Source organism: Rhodococcus sp. Leaf278 (assembly GCF_001426085.1).
Lineage (GTDB): Bacteria > Actinomycetota > Actinomycetes > Mycobacteriales > Mycobacteriaceae > Rhodococcoides.
Window position 1 is genome coordinate 39,153 of sequence record NZ_LMRR01000042.1, and the last position, 22,434, is coordinate 61,586.

The 22,434-nt window shown below is 64.1% G+C and carries 19 protein-coding genes and 1 tRNA gene; 13 read left to right on the forward strand and 7 right to left on the reverse strand.

The features are described from left to right. Positions 1-69: 69 nt before the first annotated feature. Positions 70-1,356: a phosphopyruvate hydratase gene (gene eno, locus ASG84_RS21945; protein WP_008718800.1), complete on the reverse strand. Its 1,287-nt coding sequence runs from the start codon at positions 1,354-1,356 to the stop codon at positions 70-72. Between the two features lie 88 nt (positions 1,357-1,444). Continuing rightward, a complete protein-coding gene (locus tag ASG84_RS21950; protein WP_057479311.1) occupies positions 1,445-2,155 on the reverse strand; it encodes a lytic transglycosylase domain-containing protein in 711 nt (236 codons plus the stop codon). A gap of 189 nt (positions 2,156-2,344) precedes the next feature. Here ASG84_RS21950 and efeU point away from each other — a divergent pair, with 189 nt between their 5' ends. The 6 genes from efeU (at position 2,345) to ASG84_RS21980 (ending at position 8,991) form a co-directional block, all read left to right on the forward strand. Beyond that, complete coding sequence (gene efeU / locus ASG84_RS21955; protein ID WP_057479119.1) at positions 2,345-3,226, forward strand: iron uptake transporter permease EfeU; 882 nt, start codon at positions 2,345-2,347, stop codon at positions 3,224-3,226. A 14-nt stretch (positions 3,227-3,240) separates the two neighbouring features. Further along, positions 3,241-4,380, forward strand: coding sequence for an iron uptake system protein EfeO (gene efeO / locus ASG84_RS21960; RefSeq protein ID WP_057479120.1), 1,140 nt, complete (start codon positions 3,241-3,243; stop codon positions 4,378-4,380). Then, entirely contained in the window at positions 4,361-5,611 is a 1,251-nt protein-coding gene (gene efeB / locus ASG84_RS21965; RefSeq protein WP_082521149.1) for an iron uptake transporter deferrochelatase/peroxidase subunit, read from the forward strand. Before efeO ends, efeB begins: the two co-directional genes overlap by 20 nt. A 361-nt stretch (positions 5,612-5,972) precedes the next feature. Then, on the forward strand, positions 5,973-7,703 hold the full coding sequence (locus tag ASG84_RS21970; RefSeq protein WP_057479313.1) for a DEAD/DEAH box helicase: 1,731 nt from the start codon (positions 5,973-5,975) through the stop codon (positions 7,701-7,703). Between the two features lies 1 nt (position 7,704). Beyond that, positions 7,705-8,238: an SWIM zinc finger family protein gene (locus ASG84_RS21975; protein WP_057479121.1), complete on the forward strand. Its 534-nt coding sequence runs from the start codon at positions 7,705-7,707 to the stop codon at positions 8,236-8,238. A 111-nt stretch (positions 8,239-8,349) separates the two neighbouring features. Beyond that, positions 8,350-8,991, forward strand: coding sequence for a dihydrofolate reductase family protein (locus ASG84_RS21980; protein WP_057479122.1), 642 nt, complete (start codon positions 8,350-8,352; stop codon positions 8,989-8,991). Between the two features lie 113 nt (positions 8,992-9,104). Here ASG84_RS21980 and ASG84_RS21985 read toward each other — a convergent pair whose 3' ends face one another. The 3 genes from ASG84_RS21985 to ASG84_RS21995 all read right to left on the reverse strand — a co-directional run bounded on the left by ASG84_RS21985 (position 9,105) and on the right by ASG84_RS21995 (position 14,385). Further along, positions 9,105-10,019, reverse strand: coding sequence for a MazG family protein (locus ASG84_RS21985; RefSeq protein WP_057479123.1), 915 nt, complete (start codon positions 10,017-10,019; stop codon positions 9,105-9,107). 2 nt (positions 10,020-10,021) lie between these two features. Continuing rightward, positions 10,022-13,600, reverse strand: a complete 3,579-nt coding sequence (gene mfd, locus ASG84_RS21990) for a transcription-repair coupling factor (RefSeq protein WP_235581801.1) — start codon at positions 13,598-13,600, stop codon at positions 10,022-10,024. A 215-nt stretch (positions 13,601-13,815) separates the two neighbouring features. Then, positions 13,816-14,385, reverse strand: a complete 570-nt coding sequence (locus tag ASG84_RS21995) for a TetR/AcrR family transcriptional regulator (RefSeq protein WP_057479124.1) — start codon at positions 14,383-14,385, stop codon at positions 13,816-13,818. A 55-nt stretch (positions 14,386-14,440) separates the two neighbouring features. Between ASG84_RS21995 and ASG84_RS22000 the strand changes: the two genes are divergently transcribed. Further along, positions 14,441-15,421 carry an alpha/beta fold hydrolase gene (locus tag ASG84_RS22000; protein WP_057479125.1) on the forward strand — a complete coding sequence of 327 codons (981 nt, stop codon included), beginning with the start codon at positions 14,441-14,443 and terminating at the stop codon, positions 15,419-15,421. 1 nt (position 15,422) lies between these two features. Here the strand turns inward: ASG84_RS22000 and ASG84_RS22005 are convergent, their stop codons facing one another. Continuing rightward, positions 15,423-16,067 carry a ScbR family autoregulator-binding transcription factor gene (locus ASG84_RS22005; protein ID WP_057479126.1) on the reverse strand — a complete coding sequence of 215 codons (645 nt, stop codon included), beginning with the start codon at positions 16,065-16,067 and terminating at the stop codon, positions 15,423-15,425. 189 nt (positions 16,068-16,256) lie between these two features. Beyond that, on the reverse strand, positions 16,257-16,889 hold the full coding sequence (locus ASG84_RS22010) for a TetR/AcrR family transcriptional regulator (protein WP_080730482.1): 633 nt from the start codon (positions 16,887-16,889) through the stop codon (positions 16,257-16,259). A gap of 245 nt (positions 16,890-17,134) precedes the next feature. Between ASG84_RS22010 and ASG84_RS22015 the strand changes: the two genes are divergently transcribed. The 6 genes from ASG84_RS22015 (at position 17,135) to ASG84_RS22040 (ending at position 22,366) form a co-directional block, all read left to right on the forward strand. After that, positions 17,135-17,205 (forward strand) — tRNA-Gln (locus tag ASG84_RS22015). Positions 17,206-17,259: 54 nt separating this feature from the next. Continuing rightward, positions 17,260-18,729: a bifunctional UDP-N-acetylglucosamine diphosphorylase/glucosamine-1-phosphate N-acetyltransferase GlmU gene (glmU, locus tag ASG84_RS22020; protein WP_057479127.1), complete on the forward strand. Its 1,470-nt coding sequence runs from the start codon at positions 17,260-17,262 to the stop codon at positions 18,727-18,729. Further along, positions 18,729-19,712, forward strand: a complete 984-nt coding sequence (locus ASG84_RS22025) for a ribose-phosphate diphosphokinase (RefSeq protein ID WP_082521150.1) — start codon at positions 18,729-18,731, stop codon at positions 19,710-19,712. Before glmU ends, ASG84_RS22025 begins: the two co-directional genes overlap by 1 nt. Positions 19,713-19,859: 147 nt before the next feature. Further along, entirely contained in the window at positions 19,860-20,492 is a 633-nt protein-coding gene (locus ASG84_RS22030) for a hypothetical protein (RefSeq protein WP_235581786.1), read from the forward strand. An 18-nt stretch (positions 20,493-20,510) separates the two neighbouring features. Further along, the gene (locus ASG84_RS22035; protein ID WP_057479128.1) at positions 20,511-21,707 is read left to right on the forward strand and encodes a sensor histidine kinase; all 1,197 of its coding nucleotides are present in this window, start codon (positions 20,511-20,513) and stop codon (positions 21,705-21,707) included. Further along, positions 21,704-22,366 carry a response regulator gene (locus tag ASG84_RS22040; RefSeq protein ID WP_082521151.1) on the forward strand — a complete coding sequence of 221 codons (663 nt, stop codon included), beginning with the start codon at positions 21,704-21,706 and terminating at the stop codon, positions 22,364-22,366. The genes ASG84_RS22035 and ASG84_RS22040 overlap by 4 nt, the downstream gene beginning before the upstream one ends. The last annotated feature ends 68 nt before the right edge of the window (positions 22,367-22,434 follow it).

The following is a 22,434-nucleotide window of genomic DNA, read 5'->3' on the forward strand; positions in this document are numbered from 1 at the left end:
TGGACTGGTCCCGGACCTTCCGCGCCGTGCCATCATTCATCTCCACTTCGTGCGATACGTACCTGCGTGCTATCCCTCGTAATTGAACCGGGGGAAAGACAACTCGCCGGCGTAACGCGCCGCGTCGCCCAGAGCTTCTTCGATACGCAGCAACTGGTTGTACTTGGCGACGCGTTCGCTTCGAGCCGGGGCACCGGTCTTGATCTGGCCGCTGCCGACGGCAACTGCCAGGTCAGCGATGGTGGTGTCCTCGGTCTCGCCGGACCGGTGGCTCATCATCGTCTTGTACCCGTTGCGGTGCGCCAGATCGACGGCGTCGAGGGTCTCGGTGAGCGTGCCGATCTGGTTGACCTTGACCAGCAGCGCGTTGGCCGCACCCTTGACGATGCCGTCTTCGAGACGCTCGGGGTTGGTGACGAACAGGTCGTCGCCGACGAGCTGAACCTTGTCGCCGATCGACTCGGTGAGTGCAACCCAGCCGTCCCAGTCGTTCTCGTCGAGCGGATCCTCGATGGAGACCAGCGGGTAGGCGTCGACGAGCTCGCCGTAGAACGCCGACATCTGCTCGGCGGACTTGGTCTCACGCTCGAAGGCGTAACCGGTGCCGGCGGTGTAGAACTCGGTTGCTGCCACGTCGAGCGCGAGGGCGACGTCCTGGCCCGGCTTCAGGCCGGTCTTGCCGATGGCCTCGAGGATCAGGTCGAGAGCTGCCTTGGTGCCGGCGAGATCGGGAGCGAAGCCGCCTTCGTCACCGAGTCCGGTGGACAGGCCTTTGGCCTTGAGCACGGACTTGAGCGCGTGGTAGACCTCCGCGCCCCAGCGCAGCGACTCCTTGAACGTGGGCGCACCGATCGGCGCGATCATGAATTCCTGCACGTCGACGCCACTGTCTGCGTGTGCGCCGCCGTTGATGATGTTCATCATCGGCACGGGAAGAATGTGTGCGTTCGGGCCGCCGAGGTAGCGGAAGAGCTCCAGACCGGTGGACTCGGCCGCAGCCTTGGCGACGGCAAGCGAGACACCCAGCAGGGAGTTCGCGCCGAGGCGGGACTTGTCGGGCGTGCCGTCGAGATCCAGCAGAGCCTGGTCGACCGTGCGCTGCTCGATGGCGTCGAGGCCGATGACCGCGGGTGCGATCTCGTCGAGCACCGCGTTCACGGCCTTCTCGACGCCCTTGCCGCCGTAGCGGTCTCCGCCGTCACGAAGCTCGACGGCCTCGTGCTCACCGGTGGATGCGCCGGAGGGGACGGCTGCGCGGGTCAACGTCCCGTCGTCCAATGCGACCTCGACCTCAACCGTGGGGTTGCCACGGGAATCGAGGATCTCGCGAGCTCCGACCTGCTCAATGATGGCCACGAATGCTTCTCCTAGTAACGGGGACCGGCGGACTGTGCCGGGTGCAAGACTAGCCGCTCTCGGGTGGTGCCCGCGATGCACGGAGTTTCTACGGCCTGGTGCCCACCGAGTACGCCGCCGCCCGATCGCGCACGTCACGCAGATACTGGCCGGACAGGTTGTAGGCCATCAAGGCCGTCTCCCAGCCCTGTGCCGTCCGCAGATCGCCGCCGCGAGCGCACAGATAACGAGCCGCAGTCAGCGCCGCGTCGTCGATGTTGTCCGGATCTGCGATGCCATCGCCATTGGCGTCGACTCCCCACTTCTTCCACGTCTCGGGGATGAACTGCATGGGACCCATCGCCCGATCGAACTCGGCGTCACCGTCCATCACGCCGCCGTCGGTGTCGGGAATCTCGGCGACACCCGGTCCGCCGTCGAGCGGAATGCCGCGGATCGGCGGCGCGACCAGGCCGTCGGGCCGCACCGACGACCCCTGGAACGTGCCGTGACGGCTCTCGATGTAGCCGATGCCCGCGAGCGTCGTCCAGGCGATTCCACAGGCGGCGTCGGTCTCGGTCATGATCGCGGCCGCATGCCCATACGACGCGAGAGCGGTCACCGAAATGCCGAGCGCCTCGGTTTGAGGTTCGGCCCACGCGAGCAACAGATCGGCTGTCCGGCCGGGGGCATTGAAGTCGATCAGCGGCACCTCGGTTCCCGGACCGGGCGGAATGCCCTCGGGGATCTCACGCTTCGGCTCGCTGCTGCCGCATGCGGTGAGCGCAAGGAGGAGCGATGCGGTGGCGAGCACGCCGATTCGTGAGATCACCTCACCATCCTGCACATGCAAGGTAATAGAAAGCTAAAGCCTCATAAAACCCCAGTTCATCGTGCATTCGAATCGCGCTACAGGGTGTATGTTTCTGTCAACCTTCACGCATGAGGGTCGCCTACCCTTCGCGAGGCAAGGCGTACCAATGTTCGACGCACAACAGGAGCAACATCCGTGTCCGTATTGGCTGCCGCAGGATCTGCGCCATCGATCGCCACCCAGATGTTCGGTAGCGGTCTGATCGGTCTCCGCGAGGGTCTCGAGACCGGAATCGTCGTCATGATTCTTGTCGCGTTTCTCGTCAAGGCGAACCGGCGCGACGCACTCAAATGGGTGTGGCTGGGCGTCGGATTGGCCGTTGCCATGGTCGCTGCCATCTTCTTCGTCATCCACTACGGCACGTCGACGGTCACCGGACTGACTGCCGAGATCATCGCGGGGGCTGCCTCGCTGGTCGCCGTGGTCATCGTGACGGCAATGGTGCTGTGGATGCGGACCGCCGCCAAGAACATCTCCGGCGAACTGCGAGCGAACATGGAGAAGGCACTCACCGTCGGGCCTGCCGCAGTGCTGACACTCTCGTTCTTCGCCGTGGGCCGGGAAGGCGTCGAGACGGCCCTGCTCATGGTCGGCTACGCCGAGAACACCAACGGCAGTCTGTGGCCGCTGCTCGGTCTTCTGCTCGGCATCGTCGTCGCTGCCGTGCTGACGGTGTTCCTGTACTTCGGTGCCGTGCGCATCAACTTCGCCGTGTTCTTCAAGTACACCGGCATCTTCCTCATCGTGGTCGCCGCCGGAATCCTCGCCTACGGCATCCGCGCACTGCAGATCGGCGGAGTTCTGCCCGGTGGCAGCGCCGTCGCCTTCGACATCAGCGCTCACTTCGACGCCTCGAGCTGGTACGGCACCGTGCTCGGCGGCATCTTCAACTTCCGCCCCGAACCCACTGTCTTCCAAGCGATCGCATGGGTGCTCTACATCGTCGTCGTGTTGTTCCTCTTCCTCCGCCCGGTCCGCGTTCCCGCGGCTCCCGAGCCTGTACTTCAGAACTCCTGAAAGGCACCACCACCATGCGTCGTTCCACCTTCGCTCTGGCCGCGGTCGCGGTTCTGCCGATAGTCCTGGCCGGATGCACCGAAAAGTCCTCCACCGAAGCTGCATCGGGTGATATCGCCGTCACCGCGAACGATTCCTCCTGCGACGTGAGCGCATCCGAGGGCACCACCGGCAACTCGACCTTCCAGATCACCAACAACGGCAGCAAGGTCACCGAGTTCTACGTCTACGGCGAGGGCGACCGCGTCATGGGTGAGGTCGAAAACATCGGACCCGGCTTGACGCGTCAGCTCATCGTCGCCCTGCCGGACCCAGGCACCTACCAAACCGCCTGCAAGGCAGGGATGGTGGGCGACGGCATTCGCGCCGACTTCGTGGTCACCGGCGACTCGGTCCGCACCGCAGGCGAGGACGGGCTCCTCACCGAGGCCGCCGCCGGCTACAAGCGCTACGTCGTCAGCCAGATCGACGCACTGCAGGACACCACGGCGTCGTTCGTCACTGCCGTCAAGAGCGGCGACGTCGACGCAGCCAAGGCCGAGTTCCCCATTGCACGTAGCTATTACGAGCGTATCGAGCCCGTGGCCGAAAGCTTCCCCGACGACCTCGACCCGCGCATCGACCTTCGTGAGCCCGACGTGGAGCCCGGTGCCGAGTGGACCGGCTTCCACCGCATCGAGAAGGACCTGTGGGCGCAGGGTCTGCAGGCTGACACCAATGCGATGGCCGATCAGCTGCAGGCCGACATCACCGAACTCGCCGACAAGATCAAAGCCGACGACTTCACCATCGACCCCATTCAGGTCGCCGGTGGTGCGCAGGGACTGCTCGACGAAGTTGCCAAGACCAAGATCAGCGGTGAAGAAGACTTCTTCTCGCACACCGACCTGTGGGATTTCCAGGCCAACGTCGACGGCTCCCAGGCCGCCATTGCCGCGGTGCGCCCCATTCTCGACGAGCGCAATGCCGATCTCGGTACCGCCATCGATGCCCGCTTCGCAGAACTCGACGCCGAGCTCGCCAAGTACCGCAGCGGCGACGGCTTCGTCTTCTACGACACGGTGACCGAACCGCAGCGTCAGGAACTCTCGAACAAGATCGATGCATTGTCCGCCGAAGTAAGTCAGGTGCAGGGTGTCGTTGCCGGACAATAAGACTGGACACTTATCCCGACGGCGCCTCTTCGGTGCCGTCGGGACCGGAGCCGCGCTCGTCGGAGTGGGGGCCCTGGCGGGACACACGACTGCCTCCGGTGCCGAGGCACCCGTTTCGGACGTCGTCGACTTTCGCGGAGATCACCAGGCCGGAATCGTCACCCCGGCGCAAGATCGCATGCACTTCGTTGCGTTCGACATCACCACCGATTCTCGCGAGGACTTCGTTGCGCTGCTGAAGAAGTGGACGCTGATGGCCGAGCGGTTGGTGCGCGGTGAAGAGACCTTCGACGGCGGTGCGATCGACGGCGGCGAGTACAACGTGCCGTCCGACACCGGCGAAGCGCTCGGCCTGACGGCATCGTCGCTGACGTTGACGATCGGGTTCGGTCCGTCGATGTTCGACCGATTCGATCTGGCCTCGAAAAGACCTGCGTCGCTTGCCGATCTGCAGCATTTTCCGGCCGACAACCTCGATCCCCGACGCTCCGGCGGCGACCTTTGCATCCAGGCCTGCGCCGACGACCCCCAGGTGGCCGTCCACGCGATCCGCAACCTCGCTCGGGTCGGGTTCGGTACCGTGTCGGTGAAGTGGTCTCAACTCGGCTTCGGCCGAACCTCGTCCACCTCGACCACCCAAGCAACGCCGCGAAACCTGTTCGGCTTCAAGGACGGAACGGCGAACCTCAAGGCCGAGGACCCGTCGTTGCTGGACGAGAACGTGTGGGTTGCTTCCGATGACGATCAGGGCTGGATGGCAGGCGGCTCCTACCTCGTGGCCCGTCGTATCCGCATGCTCATCGAATCGTGGGACCGCACCACTCTGAAGGAACAAGAGCGAGTGATCGGGCGCAGCAAGGGATCCGGTGCCCCACTCGGCCAGAAGGACGAGTTCGACGCACTCGACTTCGAGTCCCAGGGACCCGAGGGCACCTTCATCGACAAGACCGCGCACGTGCGCCTGGCGTCGAAGGAGAACCTGGGCGGCGTCCAGCTCCTGCGTCGGGGATACAACTTCACCGACGGATCGGACGGCTTCGGACACCTCGACGCCGGATTGTTCTTCATCGCCTACTGCCGGGACCCGCTGACCCAATTCGTCCCGATGCAATTGGCCCTGTCCCGCAAGGACGCACTGAACGAATACATCCAACACGTGGGTTCTGCAGTGTTCGCGTGCCCTCCCGGGGTCGGAGAATCCGAATACTGGGGTTCGACGCTGTTCGAGTAGGTCAGCCCAACCACCCCCGTCCGCGCCCCACCCTGTCCGCGTCGAACGACCTCACCTGTTCGGATCAATGCGACCTTGTTGCAGTCTGAGCGACTGAAACCCGCATTGATCCCGGCCGAGGGGCCGAGGAGTCGGGGTCGGGACAGCCGAGAGCGCCACAATTTCCGGATGTCAATTTTCGACTAAAGGTCACAAATTCCGTTATTTCGCAACCCTTTTCGGAATTGTTTCGAGTTTGACAGAACTGTGCGGTCTGCTTAAGTTCTAGCGGTTCGGATTCGTCGCCGACTGCTCCTCGAAGGGATTCATGCCCCTCCCCCAGACTGCCGATACTCACGCGACCTACCTCGTCGATCGCCACATGTTTGCCCTGTGGACCTGGTCTTCCGGCACTGTCGGAGCGCCGCCGCCCGTCGGCGATGCCCAGACCGTCCCGCTGGCGGTTCCGACGCCGGACAATTCGGGTTTCGAGGTGTCCGACGTGGCCTGCACGCTGATCGAGCCGAGTCGGCTGGCCGACGTCGCCCTCGACTCTCCCGGTTCCTCGGTCGACGTGTGGCGGACGCACCTGGCAGGAGGCGATTCAGCTCTGCCTATCGCCGGGCATGCCACTCCCCATGCCACCGGCAAATTGGTGACGTCGGCAGATTACGCCGTGACCGCATTTCGTCATACGACGGCCGTTGCCGCCGAACTACGCGCAGCCCTGGACGCCGAACTGCGGCCGTACCAGGTACGCGGCGTCGCCTGGATCCGGGAAACCGTCGCAGCACACGGCGGTGCGATACTCGCCGACGAGATGGGGCTCGGCAAGACGCTGCAGGCAATCGGCTACCTCGTCGGGCGCGCCGACGAGGGACCTCAGGTGGTGGTGAGTCCCACGTCGCTGGTCGGAAACTGGGCGCACGAGATTGCTCGATTCGCGCCGGACCTGTCCGCGGTGATCTGGCACGGCGGTCCCCTGCCAGAAGTCAGCAAGAGAACGATAGTCCTCACCGGCTATCCGACGATGCGCATGCACGGTGCGCAACTCGCTGATTATCACTGGGCTACAGCAGTGTTCGACGAAGCCCAGGTGCTGAAGAATCCGCGCACCCAGATCTCGAAGGCTGCGCGCATCATCGACGCCGGTGCGACCATCGCGATGACCGGCACGCCCGTCGAGAACCATCTGGACGAGTTCTGGGCGTTACTCGATCTCGTCGCACCGCACTTGTTCGGTAACAGGACGCAGTTCCGGCGTCGATTCATCAAGCCGATAACGGACGGTTCCGAGGCGGCCGCCATTCGGCTACGGGCCGCCATCGAACCGGTTGTGCTGATGCGAAAGAAGGCTCAGGTCGCCGGATCACTTCCGCCGAAGATCCACGCCGACCTGATCTGCGATCTCACCGAAGAACAGCAGCGGCTGTACGACCTCGTCCTCGATCAGGCGATCGACGACGGCTTCGGCGATGGTGTGCAACGCCAGGCCCGAGTGCTGGCGGCGCTGACTTCCCTCAAACAAGTCTGCAACCACCCGGCACTGATTACCGGTGATGTCGGCGATCTGGCCGGGCGGTCGGGCAAACTCGACCTGTGTACCGACATCGTGGCCAATAACCTCGACACCGATTCGCCCACACTGATTTTCACCCAGTACCGAAAGACCGGTGAGCTTCTCGTGCGGCACTTCGCTGAGCAGTTCCGAAAGGCCGTGCCATTTTTCCACGGTGGTCTGAATCAGGAACAACGTGCGGATATCGTCCGACGCTTCCAGACCGACGGCGGCCCGAGTGTGCTGATACTCAGCCTGAAAGCCGGCGGCACCGGACTGACACTGACTCGCGCGGCAGACGTCATCCACTTCGACCGATGGTGGAACCCAGCCGTCGAAACGCAGGCCTCGGATCGCGTTCATCGGATCGGGCAGACCCGCACCGTCACGATCACCACGCTGACCACCGACACCACCATCGAGGAGCACATCGCCGCCATGCACTCGCGAAAATTGACGTTGACCGATGTCGCCGACATGTCAGGCGTTGCCGAACTGGCGAACATGGACGACGACCGACTCGTCGAAACCCTGCGCCGCAAGCGAAGTCGCTGACATGGCGGACGACGACTTCGGCTACACAACATGGGGGCGGGATTGGGTTCGACTCGCGCAGCCGTTGCGCGTGACCCGCCCCGACCCACGGCTGCCACGCGCCCGCGCACTGGCGAAGGGCGGGAAAGTGGAGGTGACGATCGGTGCGGGCAAGATCCGCGGGACCGTCGAACATGGGCGCACAACACCTGAGGTGTCCATCGAGGTGACACCGCTTTCCGGACCAGCTCTGAGCCTGATAGGCACCCAGGCTCGAACCGTACTCACCGACGAGATGTATCGCGCGTGCACCGAGCTGGGGCATCCACCCGTACCGAAGCTCACCCGTGTGGACTGCACGTGCCCCGACAACTCCGGTCGGTGCATCCACGTGCTCGCTGTCTTCTACGACATGGCCCAGCGCATCGACGACGACCCTCGCCTTGCCCTCGATGTCCTGACCCCGTCCGACGGCACTGACCAATCCGAGACAATCCCACAGCGGTGGACCGCATTCGACGCGCTCGATCCGGCCGAATACTTCACGGTTCGGTGATCGACGACGTGCGCTATCGGACTAGTCTGATCCGATTCCGTCCAGCGATGAGTTTGCGCGCGCAGATCGGTCTACACGTCGTATATCTTTTCCTCGACATCGGGAGCACACATGGGACAGCTGGTTCGGGTACAGAACTTCACCGTCTCGAGCGACGGGATCGCAGCGGGGCCGGACCAGAGCCTCGAGAGCCCGTTCGGCCTCGATCACCTGGCATTGATGAAGTGGTACTTCGCCACCGCCACCTTTCCTGGAAACGCCAGTTCGGGCGGTAGTCACGGACTCGACGACTACTTCGCGCGCGACTTCGCCAACAACATCGGTGCCGAAATCATGGGCCGGAACAAATTCGGACCTCAGCGCGGGCCGTGGGACGACCTCGAATGGCAGGGCTGGTGGGGCGAGGAGCCGCCGTTTCACACCCCCGTTTTCGTTCTCACCCACCACGAGCGCCCGTCGATCACACTCTCCGACACAACATTTCACTTCGTCGACGGCGAGCCGTCCGAGGTACTGAAACAGGCAAAGGAGGCGGCCGATGGTAAGGACGTGCGCCTCGGCGGTGGCGTCACCAGTATCCGGGAGTTCCTCGATGCCGATCTCGTCGACACCATCCACATCGCTGTCGAGCCCATCGAATTCGGTTCGGGCCTGAAGCTGTGGGATTCGCCCGACGAGTTGAACGACAGATTCGAGCACGAAGTCGTCCCCAGCAGCAGCGGAATCACTCATCACCTGTTCTGGCGCAAGTAACCGGAGTGAATCAATGCGCCTTTGTTGCACTCTGACCGACTGAAACCCACATTGATCCCGAAACCGAGGGACGAGGTGAGGGGTGAGCCCGGTGGGGGAAGGGTGAAGGCAGGTCAGCCCCGCAGACCCCAGTGCTCGATCCAATCCAGGGCAGACATCTCTCCCGGCGCGATACCCGCATTGCGCGCGGATGCTTCGGCGTTGCGGATGAGTGATGCGAAATCCAGTACTCGACGCCGCAGCGCGTCCTCGGCACTCTCCCCACCGTGCGAGTGATCGATCCCGATGTGCACGACGCGAAGGCCGTCGGGGACGAGTTCATCGGGTAGGCCGGCCTTGGTGGCTCGTCCGATCACCTTCTGGGCCAGGGCGAGCGAGGGCTGCGAGAGCGCGATCCCGTCGATGCAGGATCCTCGCGCCTTCTCCGAGGCCTTCTTCTCTTCCCAGGCACGCTCTTGTTCGACGATGTCGATCGGTCCGCCGTCACGGCGAGCCAGGTGCGGGCTGCGGTGGGTCAGTTTGGCAACGAGTCCCGCAGCAACGTCGTCGATATCGAAGGCATTCTCGGTGGCGTTCTGAGCGATTCTGGAGTGAAAGAGCACCTGCAGCAACAGGTCTCCAAGTTCCTCACGAAGGTCGTTCAGGTTCCCCGCGGCAATTGCGTCGAGGAGTTCGTAGGTTTCTTCCAACAGGTAGCCGCGCAGCGATTCGTGGGTCTGCTGTGCTTCCCAGCCACCGGCGGTGTGCAAGCGGTCCATCAAGTGCATCGCCGCGATGACGTCGTCACCGGGCAACTTCTCGGCGGCGATGACGCGTTCTCCACGCGCGATTCGGTCCTGGACTTCAGGGTTGGCCCGGTCGGTGCTGACCAGAACCGGGTCGACGGCATCGGGCGCAGCGGTACCGGAGAACAGCCATCGCACCCGCACCGGTACCTCTTCGGTGAATTGCACCGCGCCACCGAGAAATTCGACAGCATCGACGGGTACCTGTGCCGGACGAACGGGGTCGAGCAGAACTACCGTCACCGCTACACCCCCACTGTTTGCTCCAACAAGACCGACCGAGATGGCTTCCCGTCCAAGGATAGGATGAGATCGGCGATGAACTGCACCAATTCGACATCGCGGACGCGCGCCGCCCCCACCCCGCCGCCCTCGACGCGCGGCAGCGGCAATTGCACCACTCCGGTTGTCGCGCGGTAGGTGGCACTGGGGTAGAGCCGCTTGAGACGGATCTGCTTGGAGTCGGGCAGATCCATCGGAGCCAGTTTGACCTGAGTTCCGGCGACGTTGACGTCGGTCAGGCCGTACTCCTTGGCGATGAGCCTCAACTTCGCGATGGAGACCAGGCGGCCGACCTCCTCGGGAAGGGGTCCGTACCGGTCGACGAGTTCGTCGATGACAGCGTCGATACCTGCAGAATCGGCTGCAGCAGCAAGCTTTCGGTAGCCCTCGAGGCGCAAACGGTCGCTGGTGACGTAGTCGGGCGGAATGTTGGCGTCGACGGGAAGATCGATGCGCACTTCCTTCGGAGCCTCGTCGGTCGTGATGGGCTTTCCGTCCGCAGCGGCGCGGTAGGCCTCGACCGCCTCACCCACGAGCCGCACATAGAGGTCGAATCCGACGCCGGCAACGTGACCGGACTGCTCTGCGCCCAGAACGTTTCCGGCACCGCGTATTTCGAGGTCCTTCATCGCAACGGCCATACCGGCACCGAGGTCTGAGTTCTGCGAGATGGTCGCCAAGCGGTCGTATGCAGTTTCGGTGAGCGGCTTCTCCGGTGGATACAGGAAGTACGCGTACCCACGTTCGCGGCTACGGCCCACGCGGCCGCGCAGCTGGTGCAGCTGGGACAGGCCGAGCGAATCGGACCGTTCGACGATGAGGGTATTGGCATTGGAGATATCCAGGCCGGTCTCGATGATGGTGGTACACACCAACACGTCGGTCTCGCGTTGCCAGAACCCCTGCACGGTGCGCTCGAGTGTCTCCTCGTTCATCTGGCCGTGGGCAGTCGCGACCCTGGCCTCGGGCACCAGATCACGAATCTTCTTAGCGGCCTTGTCGATCGAGCTGACCCGGTTGTGGACGAAGAACACCTGACCGTCGCGTAGCAGTTCACGGCGAATGGCTGCCGCTACTTGCTTGTCGTTGTACGCACCGACGTACGTCAACACCGGATGCCGTTCCTCGGGCGGAGTGAGAATGGTCGACATCTCTCGGATGCCCGCCAGGCTCATCTCCAGCGTTCGCGGAATCGGGGTGGCGGACATGGTCAGGACGTCGACGTGGGTTCGGAGCGACTTGATGTGCTCCTTGTGCTCGACGCCGAATCGCTGCTCCTCGTCGACGATGACCAGTCCGAGATCCTTCCAGGCGACTCCGGTCTGCAGCAACCGGTGGGTTCCGACGACGATATCGACTGTGCCGTCCGCCAACCCGGCCATGACCTCCTTGGACTCGGACCCGTGGGTGAACCGGGAGAGCCCCTTCACCGTCACTGGGAAGGACGCCATCCGCGCGGTGAAGGTCTGCAGATGCTGTTGCGCCAGAAGCGTTGTCGGAACCAGAACCGCTACCTGCTTGCCGTCCTGAACCGCCTTGAACGCGGCGCGCACTGCGATCTCGGTCTTGCCGTAGCCGACGTCGCCCAGAATGACGCGGTCCATCGGGACCGCCTTCTCCATATCGGCCTTGACATCGGTGATGGCAGTCATCTGGTCGACCGTCTCGGTGAATCCGAACGCATCTTCCATCTCGAGTTGCCACGGGGTGTCGGGTCCGAAGGCATGTCCGGGCGCTGCTTGCCGAGCGGCGTACAGCTGCACCAGTTCGCCGGCGATCTCGCGAACTGCCTTGCGCGCCTTGCGTTTGGTGTTGGCCCAGTCGGATCCGCCGAGCTTGCTCAGTGCCGGCAGCTCGCCACCGACGTAGCGCGAGAGCTGATCGAGAGAGTCCATGGGGACGAAGAGTCGGTCGCCGGGATGGCCGCGCTTGCTCGGCGCGTATTCGACGACCAGGTACTCGCGTCGGGCACCACCGATGGTGCGTTCGACCATCTCCACGAAGCGGCCGATGCCGTGCTGATCGTGCACGACGCTGTCGCCGGCGACGAGAGCGAGCGGATCGACCTGATTGCGACGCTTCGCCGGAAGCTTGCGCCCCTCCCCTGCCGCGGCGACGCGGTTGCCGGTCAAGTCGCTTTCGGTGACGACGACGAGCTTGGCATCGGGGAACACCAGGCCGTCGTGCAGCGATCCACAGAGCACGTTGACGACGTCCGGTACCGGAACGGCACCGGAATCGAGATGCGCTGCAGGCACTTCGGCCTCGGCGAGGCGTTCGATGATGCGGGTGGCGGTGCCGGCACCGGCGACGGAGATGACGGCGCGGCCACCGGTGGCGATGTGCGCCCGCAGGGTCGCGAACAGGGCCGTCAGCGCTTCTTCGGACCCCCGTACCTCCGGGACCGAATCGACGGCGAGTTCGACCTCTTCGCCGTTGCCGGATGCCAGCGGGCTGATGGTCCACCACGGTCGACCGTGAACCTGAGCCGACTCGCGAACCTGCCGCAGCGACCGATACGCCGAGGCCCCGAGATCGAGTGACGCACCTTCGAGACTGGAGGTGTCGAGGGTCGAGGTGTCCAGTGGCGCAGCGCCACCGATCGACGCTGCCGTCCACGACGCCTCGAGAAATTCCTGCCCGGTTCGCACCAGATCTGTTGCGCGCGTACGAATTCGCTCAGGGTCACAGAGCAGTACATGCGTTCCGGCGGGAAGAGTATCGGCGAGCAGTTGCAGCTCGCCCGGCTGCAGCAGGGGAAGCAACGCCTCCATTCCCTCCACGGGAACGCCGGCGGAGATCTTGTCCAGCATCTCCACCAGCGCCGCGTCCCCCGCGTTGTCGGCCGCGAGCACCGCGGCGCGGTCACGGACCTCCTGGGTGAGGAGTAGCTCACGGCATGGCGGCGCGATGACGAGTTCGACCTCGTGATCGGGGAGCGAACGTTGATCGGAGACGGCGAACGCACGAAGTTCGGTGATCTCGTCGCCCCAGAATTCCACGCGCACCGGGTGATCTGCCGTCGGCGAGAAGAGGTCGAGGATGCCGCCGCGGACGGCGAACTCGCCGCGCTTGCCGACCATGTCCACGCGCAGGTATCCGAACTCGACGAGTCGGTGGATCAAGCCGTCGAAGTCGATGTCGAGCCCGACCTTCAAGGTCACGGGTTCGATCTCACCGAGACCCGGAGCCATCGGCTGGACCAGCGAACGCACGGTGGTGACGATGACGCGCAGAGGATCGCCGTAATCGGTGTCGCCGGGACGAGCGAGCCGGCGGAGCACGTCCAGTCGCTTACCGACGGTGTCAGCACTCGGTGAGAGCCGCTCGTGTGGAAGCGTCTCCCACGACGGGAACATCACGACACCGTCGCCGAGGATCTGGCGGAGTTCGTCGGTGAGATCGTCCGCTTCACGCCCAGTGGCGGTCACGATCAACAGCTGGGTGTGCTGCGCGATGGCAGCGGCGACGAACGGACGAACCGAGTGCGGTCCGATGAGCGTGTGTTCGGCGGTGCCGATCGCATCGGCTACGGCCACCATCGACGAATCCGTCAGCGCGACGCTGGCCAGACCCGACAGGTGCAGCGCTGCGTCGGGAACGATCGGGGCCGGCCCGGATGGAGAAATGGCTGGCAGAGAATCGGAAGACAACAGCAATGCTCCTACAAGCGATTCGAGGCGACGGCTGCGCGTGCACAGTCACCATCGAGTCTATGGGAGTACACCGACAACCCGGCAGCCGGGCGAGCGCGAGGTCAGCCGAGAGCTGCGTCGAGGATCGCTGCGAGTGACTCACCGGCAGCAGCCGAGTCGTAGTCGGGGTCGTGCAGGCGTTCGGTGACGATCGCGTCGATCGCGCCGCCGGTGATGATGGCGAGCGTTCGAGAATCGACTCCTGACGTCCCGCGTGCGCGGACGGACGCGTCGATCAGGTCTGCCAACGGTCGCCATCGCTGCTCCGGGGTGTGACCGGGCATGGAGTTGGCCAGCGCCTCGATCAGCATGCGCGTGTGCCGGGGGTGAGCGCGGAGGTGGCCGACCATGGCCCGGACGTACGCCGCAGGACCGTCCTGCGCTGGAACATCCCCCACCGCAGCAGCCACGTCCTCGACGAGCGCATCGAGAACGAATCGATACGCCGCTTCCACCACCGCATCCTTGGTTCGGAAGTGGTACAGCACAGCTGCTTTCGTGATTCCGGCATTGTCTGCGATGCGCGCGAGCGAAACGTTCGAATAACCGTGCTCGGCGACGGCAGCGATCGTGACGTCGATCAGCTGCGCGCGCCGGGTGCGTTCGATGAAGCCCGGTTCTCTCGTTGCCACAACCGCCAGCTTACCGTACGGTCAAAATACTTACCGATCGGTTAGGAGACCGGACATGAACGATCGAGTACCGAAAACACGCCGTCGATACCTGAAGATCGCCGCTGGGGCGTTGACCGTCGGCGCGCTCGCCCTCACGTTCGCACTCCGATCCCCGTCACCTGTGGGGCATTGGAACAGCGCAGCGAGCGAGGACCGATTTCTCGCCACCTACGACCGCGCGTTCGAGGATCTGCCCGATCCTGCGGAGACACTCGACATCAGAACCGACTACGGCGTCGTCCGCGTGTATCGGTTCGAGGGTGCCGGGACCTCCACGCACCCTCTGCTCTTGCTTCCCGGACGTTCCTCTGCGACCCCGGTATGGGCGGCAAATCTGCCGGGCCTACTGACCATCGGCGACGTCTACACCGTCGACCTCCTCGGTGAGCCCGGACGCAGCATCCAGGAACGGCCGATCTCCAACGACCAGGACCAAGCCTCGTGGCTCGATCAGACACTCGATGCTCTACCCGACGACCGCGTCCATCTCGTCGGACTGTCGATCGGCGGGTGGACCGCGGCGAACCTGGCGCTGCACGAGGGCACACACATAGCCACTCTCACGCTGATCGACCCGGCCCGGGTGTTCGCCGACATTCCGTGGGGCACAGCGATCCGCGCCCTCCCTGCCGCAGTGCCGTGGCTCCCGAAATCCTGGCGCGACGGCTTCAACTCCTACACTGCCGGAGGCGCTGAAGTGCAGGACGTTCCCATCGCAGACATGATCGAAGCCGGGATGCAGGGCTATTCACTGAAACTTCCGCAGCCGACACCGATGACCGAGGAGCAACTCCGGACCCTGGGTATGCCGGTACTGGCCGTCATCGCCGGCAAATCCGTGATGCATGACGCCACGGAAGCCGTCGCCACAGCAGAAAAAACGCTTCCCGACGGGACCGTACGTCTCTACCCGGACGCGTCTCACGCGATCAACGGCGAATACCCGGATCGACTCCGAGACGACATTGCCGACTTCGTTGCGAAGAACTCCTGAGCTACGGCCCGAAGCGAATGACGCGACGCGCCGCGAACTCGCGGAAGTAGTCCAGCTTGTTGGCAGGAACCAGCGCCGGCAGCAGGTAGTACCAGAGCCGCTCCATGCGCGAGGGCAATTCCTCGGTGGTGGAGGTGGCGACCGCCACCATGTGTGCGCCGGTGAGGATTTCCAGGACAAGTGAGCCGATGGTGCGCGAATCCGAGTTGGGGTCGATGTCGCCCTGCGCGATTGCCTTGGCGGCGAGCCTGTCGAACGACTCGCTCCACCCGGCCATCACGTTGCCCTCGGTCCCCCGGTAATCGCCGATCTGATGGCTCAATCGGAGCATGGCCGAAACCATGGGATCGCTGACCGAGAGGTCGACGACGATGTAGGAGATGCCGATAGCCGCCTCCAGGGCGGGAATACGGCCGTCGTTGAACTGCGAGCAGGCCGTCGTCAAACGAGTGTTGCCCTCGTCGATGACTGCACGCGCCAGTTCTTCCTTGGAACCGAAATGGAAGTACAGCGCGCCTTTGGTGACCTGAGACTGAGAAATGATTTCGCTGAGACTCGCGTTCGCGTACCCGAGACGCAGGAAAACGTTCGCTGCGCCCGCGAGCACGGTGTCGCGAGTTATTTCAGCGCGCGCCTGCCTGACCATGGGATCCGCCTTCGCAATTCTGTACTGCCACCGCGCAAATTACGCCCGAACGGTACCACTGAGTGGCTTTACGTCTCATGTCAACATGCATCGGTCCGATTGAGTACAACGCCGAGAGTGACGGAGCTCTCATGACCGACAAAGAGGACGATACCCCCTCTTTCACCGCGAAGAGACGAAACCGGGTACTCATTCCTCGGTCAGTCGAGGGTCCGCTTCCAGATTCGTCAACCCGTTCCAACACAGGTTCACCACGTGTGCCGCCACCACTTCTTTGGACGGAGTGCGCACGTCCAGCCACCACTGGGCCGTCATCGACACCATTCCGACCAAAGCCTGGGCGTACATCGGGGCGAACTCGGGATCGAGGCCGCGGCGCGAGAAATCTCCGGCCAGCATGTGTCCGACGCGTCCGATGGCTTCGTTGAGCAGGGACGAGTACTTGCCGTCCTCGGCAGAGGCAGGGGAATCGCGAACGAGGATGCGGAAACCGTCGGTCCGATCCTCGATGTAGGTGAGCAGTGCGAGCGCGACCCGTTCCACGCGAATTCGCGACCGATTGAGATCGAGAGACTTGGTGATCATCCCCAGCAACGTGGACATCTCACGGTCGACGATGACGGCGTAGAGGCCCTCTTTGCCGCCGAAATGTTCGTAGACGACCGGCTTGGACACGTTGGCGCGTCCGGCGATCTCCTCCACCGACGCGGCCTCGTAGCCACGTTCGGCGAAGAGCGTTCGTCCCACCTCGATCAACTGCTCGCGTCGTTGCGTCCCGGTCATCCGAACCCGAGGTGAGCGCTCTTGCTCCGAGGCTGACATGGAAACCGCTTCCGTTGACCGACCGTGCGCGTCCTGCCGCCGATATCGGCGACTACCTCACCCTAGCGATGTCCGAAGTATCCGATTGCCGGGCGTGTGGGAACCGACCTGGCCGGTCTGTTATGAGTCGCGGTTCGACTCACCGCTACCTCTCATGCGAGGATCGTTGCGCTCGGTGGGAGCGCAACGGCTTGACGAATGCGTCGTTCGATTCGTCGGCCACTGTCTGTACCACCGGTCGTTTATCCGCCGTGGTGTAATGGCAGCACCTCTGATTTTGGTTCAGATAGTTCAGGTTCGAGTCCTGGCGGCGGAGCGAGCAACATCATTCACGCATGCCCGTCTTTCGCGTTACCGCCTGAGGAGCTCAATGCCTGTGCAGACCGCCGTGGTCGTTCTTGCTGCGGGTGCAGGTACCCGAATGCGCTCGAAGACCCCGAAAGTTCTGCACCCTCTGGCCGGACGCACGATGCTCGCGCACGCCCTACACGCGGCCGCCGACCTCGGACCCGACCATCTGGTGACCGTCGTCGGACATGATCGCGAACGTGTCTCTTCCGCAGTGCACGATCTCGCCGCAACCCTGGGCCGCACCATCCATACCGCTGTGCAGGATCGACAGTTGGGTACCGGACATGCCGTGCAGTGCGGCCTCGCTGCGCTCCCGGACGACTTCGAGGGCACGATCCTCGTCACTGCGGCCGACGTCCCTCTGCTCGACGGCCACACCCTCAAAGCGTTGCTCGACGAGCATCTGAGCGCTCCTCGCCCCGCAGCCGCGACGGTGCTGACCTTCGTCCCGGACGATGCCAACGGCTACGGCCGCATCGTGCGCACCGACGACGGCGAGGTGGCCGAGATCGTCGAACACGCCGATGCCACCCCCGCTCAGGTACTGATCGGCGAGGTCAACTCCGGCGTCTACGCGTTCGACGCGGTAGCGCTGCGCACCGCACTGGGAAAGCTCAGCACCGCCAATGCTCAGCACGAGCTGTATCTGACCGACGTCGTCAAGATCAGCAAGGCCGACGGCAAAGCCGTCTACGGCACCCAACTCGCCGATCCCGACCTGGTGGTGGGCGTCAACGACCGGGTTCAGCTGTCGCATGTCACGTCGGTGCTCAATCGCCACATCATCGAGCGGCACATGCGCGCAGGCGTCACCGTGGTGGACCCGTCGACCACGTGGATCGACATCGACGTCACCCTCGGCGCGGACGTTCGCCTCGAGCCCGGCGTTCAACTGCACGGCAAGACCCATATCGCCGACGACGCGGTCGTCGGGCCGGATTCGACCCTGCGTGACGTCGAGATCGGTGAGCGCGCGTCGGTGGTACGCACCCACGCCGAGCAGGCCGTGATCGGACCGGACGCCACGGTGGGACCGTTCACCTACCTGCGTCCCGGGACCGTCCTCGGCGAGGGGGGCAAGCTCGGCGCATACGTCGAGACGAAGAACTCGACGATCGGCAGACACACCAAGGTCCCCCATCTCACCTACGTCGGCGACGCCACGATCGGCGAGTACAGCAACATCGGCTGTTCCAATGTCTTCGCCAACTACGACGGTGTCAACAAGAGCCGCACGGAAATCGGATCCCACGTGCGGACCGGTTCCGACTCGACGTTCGTCGCCCCCGTTCACGTGGGCGACGGCGCTTACACCGGCGCAGGAACAGTGATTCGGGAGGATGTCCCTCCCGGCGCACTGGCCGTCTCCGGTGGCAAGCAACGGAATATCGAAGGCTGGGTCATCGACAACAGGCCCGGAACCGAAGCTGCGCAGGCAGCGGCGCTCGCAGATCGTGATCGGCACGAACAAAAGGACGGCGAACAGTAGTGAGCACCCCCAATTGGATCGACAACCAGAAGAACCTGATGTTGTTCTCCGGTCGAGCACATCCGGAGCTGGCCGAACAGGTCGCGAAGGAACTCGGCATCGAGATCACCCCGCAGACGGCACGTGACTTCGCCAACGGTGAGATCTTCGTGCGCTTCGAGGAGTCGGTCCGCGGATCGGACGCATTCGTTCTTCAGTCGCATCCGTTCCCGCTCAACACCTGGCTGATGGAACAGCTCATCATGATCGACGCTCTCAAACGTGGATCGGCCAAACGCATCACCGCGATCCTCCCGTTCTACCCGTACGCCCGCCAGGACAAGAAGCACCGCGGCCGTGAGCCCATCTCCGCTCGCCTCGTCGCCGATCTGCTCAAGACCGCAGGTGCCGACCGCATCATCACCGTGGACCTGCACACCGATCAGATTCAGGGCTTCTTCGACGGCCCCGTCGATCACATGCACGCGCACAGCCAGCTCGCCGATCACATCCGCGGCAAGTACAGCCTCGAGCACATCACCGTCGTCTCCCCCGACTCCGGCCGCGTCCGCGTCGCCGAGAAGTGGGCGGACTCCTTCGGCGGCGCACCGCTGGCCTTCATCCACAAGACGCGTGATCCGCTGGTGCCCAACCAGGTCAAGTCCAACCGCGTCGTCGGCGAGGTCGAGGGCCGCACCTGCATCCTCATCGACGACATGATCGACACCGGCGGCACCATCGCGGGCGCGGTCAAGGTTCTCAAGGAAGCCGGCGCGGGCGACGTCGTCATCGCTGCCACTCACGGCGTGCTGTCCAACCCGGCCGCCGAGCGCCTGGCCAACTGCGGTGCCAAGGAAGTTGTCGTCACCAACACCCTGCCGATCAGCGACGAGAAGCGCTTCGACACGCTCACCGAACTCTCGATCGCACCCCTGCTGGCCCGCACCATCCGCGAGGTCTTCGAAAACGGTTCCGTCACCAGCCTTTTCAACGGCAGCGCATAACAATAGGTCTGTTTCGCTCGACCGGAACCCGCCCCACCCACTCTCCATCCGCACTGCATGAACTACGTCACGTCGACGACCGGAATATGCAGCTCGCGAGACGGGGGTGTGTGGGGCGGGTTTCGTTGTCACCTAAGATGACTCGTCGTGATCGACGCACACTCTCTCAACGGCCCGGCTGGAACTACTACCGTCAGAATTGCTCGATGGACGCCGGGCGGGTGCGTCTGGTGCGGGAGCACCGACGCCGTCGAAACCTTTCGGAACGAACCTCGCTGTGGTCTGTGCCGCGAGAAGGAAGCCGTCATCGACGAGGCCAAGCACTTCATCGGCATGTACGGTCTGCGGCCCCTGGGCGGCACTCTCGCGTCCGAGGACGACGAGGAGCGCGAGTACCGCGTCACCGCCCGCGATGCGCGTGAGGTCCTCAACCGCATTCGGCTCGAGAAGCTCCCCGACCCAGCCGCCGTCCGCAAGGCGTTGCGCCCCAGGGCCGCTGCCGCAGTGAACGCGCCGGCCTCACCCTCGTCGACGTCCGCTCCGGCGAAGGCACCGACGAAGAAGTCGCAGGCCGGTGTCACCGGAATCGATGCGATCGAACTGCAGTCCCGCGTGGAGAAGTTGCTCGGCCAACTCACGTCCGTCGACGAGCAGATCAGCGCGCTGGACGGCGTACAGGGCCTCCCCGCACGTGCCCGTATGAAGGATCTCGAACGTCAGCGGACCACCGTGCTGTCGACGTTGGCCGCGCTCGAGAAGGCTCGTCGCCGCACCAACTGATCCACGTAGTCTGATCGAGTGCTGCGCAAGCGTTCGATCTCCCGGCAGGTGCTCGATGCCGTCTATGCGGTCGTCTTCGTTCTGCTGCTGCTGGGGTCGACCCTGAACGGAGTCGCCGGTACCCCGGGTGTGGGTGTTCTGGTCGGGTTCGGCATTGCCTTGGCCATCCGGCGCCGATCACCACGGTGGTCCTTGGCGCTCGCCTGGGTGTTGGCCGTCGTGCAAATGGTCTTCGGAGTGCTCCCCCTGTCGGCCGATACCGCAATCTTCGCGATTCTGTACTCCTCGGCCGCCTACGGCGACAACGTGGTTCGACGCCTCGGTCTCGTCTCGGCAGTGGTCGGCGGAGTGATAGCGGCGCTGTATCTCGCGTACGTGGACGGCAATCCTTTCGGAGATCCGACGGAAGAGGGATTCCAGGAGCCTCGCCTCGCTCAGTTCGCTCTCCTCCTCGTCGGCCTGTGGGCCATGCTCGGCTTGTCCTGGGCATTGGGTCGACTCGCCTACGCGCGGCGCACAGCCATCGAGTCGGCACACGCGCGCGAGCTCGCCGAGGTCTATCAGGCGCGAGCCGAGCAGGAAGTGGTAATCGAGCAGGAGCGCAACCGAATTGCCCGGGACATGCACGACATCGTCGCGCATTCCCTGGCCGTGGTGATCGCTCAGGCCGATGGCGCACGCTACGTGCGTGCAGTGGATCCCGCTGCCGTCGACACTGCCCTGACAACGATCTCCGACACCGCGCGCGAGGCGTTGTCCGACGTTCGGGTGCTGCTGGGGCAGCTCCGCCACAGCCAAGGCGATCTCCCGACCCCCGGGCCGGGCGACCTCGAGCGATTGATCGATCAGATGCGCGCCACCGGCCTGACCATCGAGTCCTCGATCGGCACCGGCGACGTGTCGTTGGGTGCCGGGGCGCATCTGGCGCTGTATCGCATCGCGCAGGAATCGTTGACCAATGCACTGCGCCACGGCGATCCGAACGCGCCGGTGACCGTCGCCGTCGAATCGGATTCTGCCGGCGTCGAACTGACGGTACGAAACAGTGTGTTGCCGGGGCCTCCCGCCGCGGAATCAGCCGGTCACGGAGTGGCCGGCATGAAGGAACGCGCCAGCCTCTCCGGCGGTACGTGCACTGCGACCGGCGACGCCTCGTCATGGACCGTGACGGCATGGTTGCCTGCCACCACCCCCTCGACGAAGGGCACTACGTGAGTTCCGATCGCATCAAAGTTACGCTGGTCGACGATCAGCAGCTGTTCCGAGCGGGCATTCGCATGCTCATCTCCTCGCAGACCGATCTGGAATTCGTCGGGGAGGCGGGGAACGGACGAGAAGCCGTCGAACTCGCAGCGTCCGCGACTCCCGACGTGATGCTCATGGACATCCGAATGCCGGTGCTCGACGGTATCGCCGCGACCGAGCAGATTCTGGCCGCCTCCGACAATCCCCCACGCATTCTGGTACTGACGACGTTCGACCTGGACGAGAGCGCTGCGCGGGCCATTCGTTCCGGTGCAAGCGGATTCGTGCTCAAGGACGCCGACCCGGAGTTTCTGCTCGCGGCGATTCGTACGGTCCATGCCGGAAACTCGGTGATCGCTGCGTCCGCGACGACCGGTCTGCTCGCACATTTCACTCCGACGCCTCCGGTTCCGACGGTCCCGGCAGCCTTCGAAACCCTCACTGCGCGAGAGAAGGAGCTGTTCCGGCTCACCGCCCGCGGGCTGAGCAACTCCGAGATCGCCGAGCTGGAGTACCTGAGCGAGGCGACGGTGAAAACACACATCAGCCGCATATTCGCCAAGCTGCATCTGCGTGATCGGGTGCAGCTTGTGGTCTACGCATTCGAGCACGGACTCACTGGAGACTGACGCCGACGTCATCCTGCAGATGTACGAGGTGAAGACTCGCGCCTGACTACTTCGGTGCGTCGAATTCA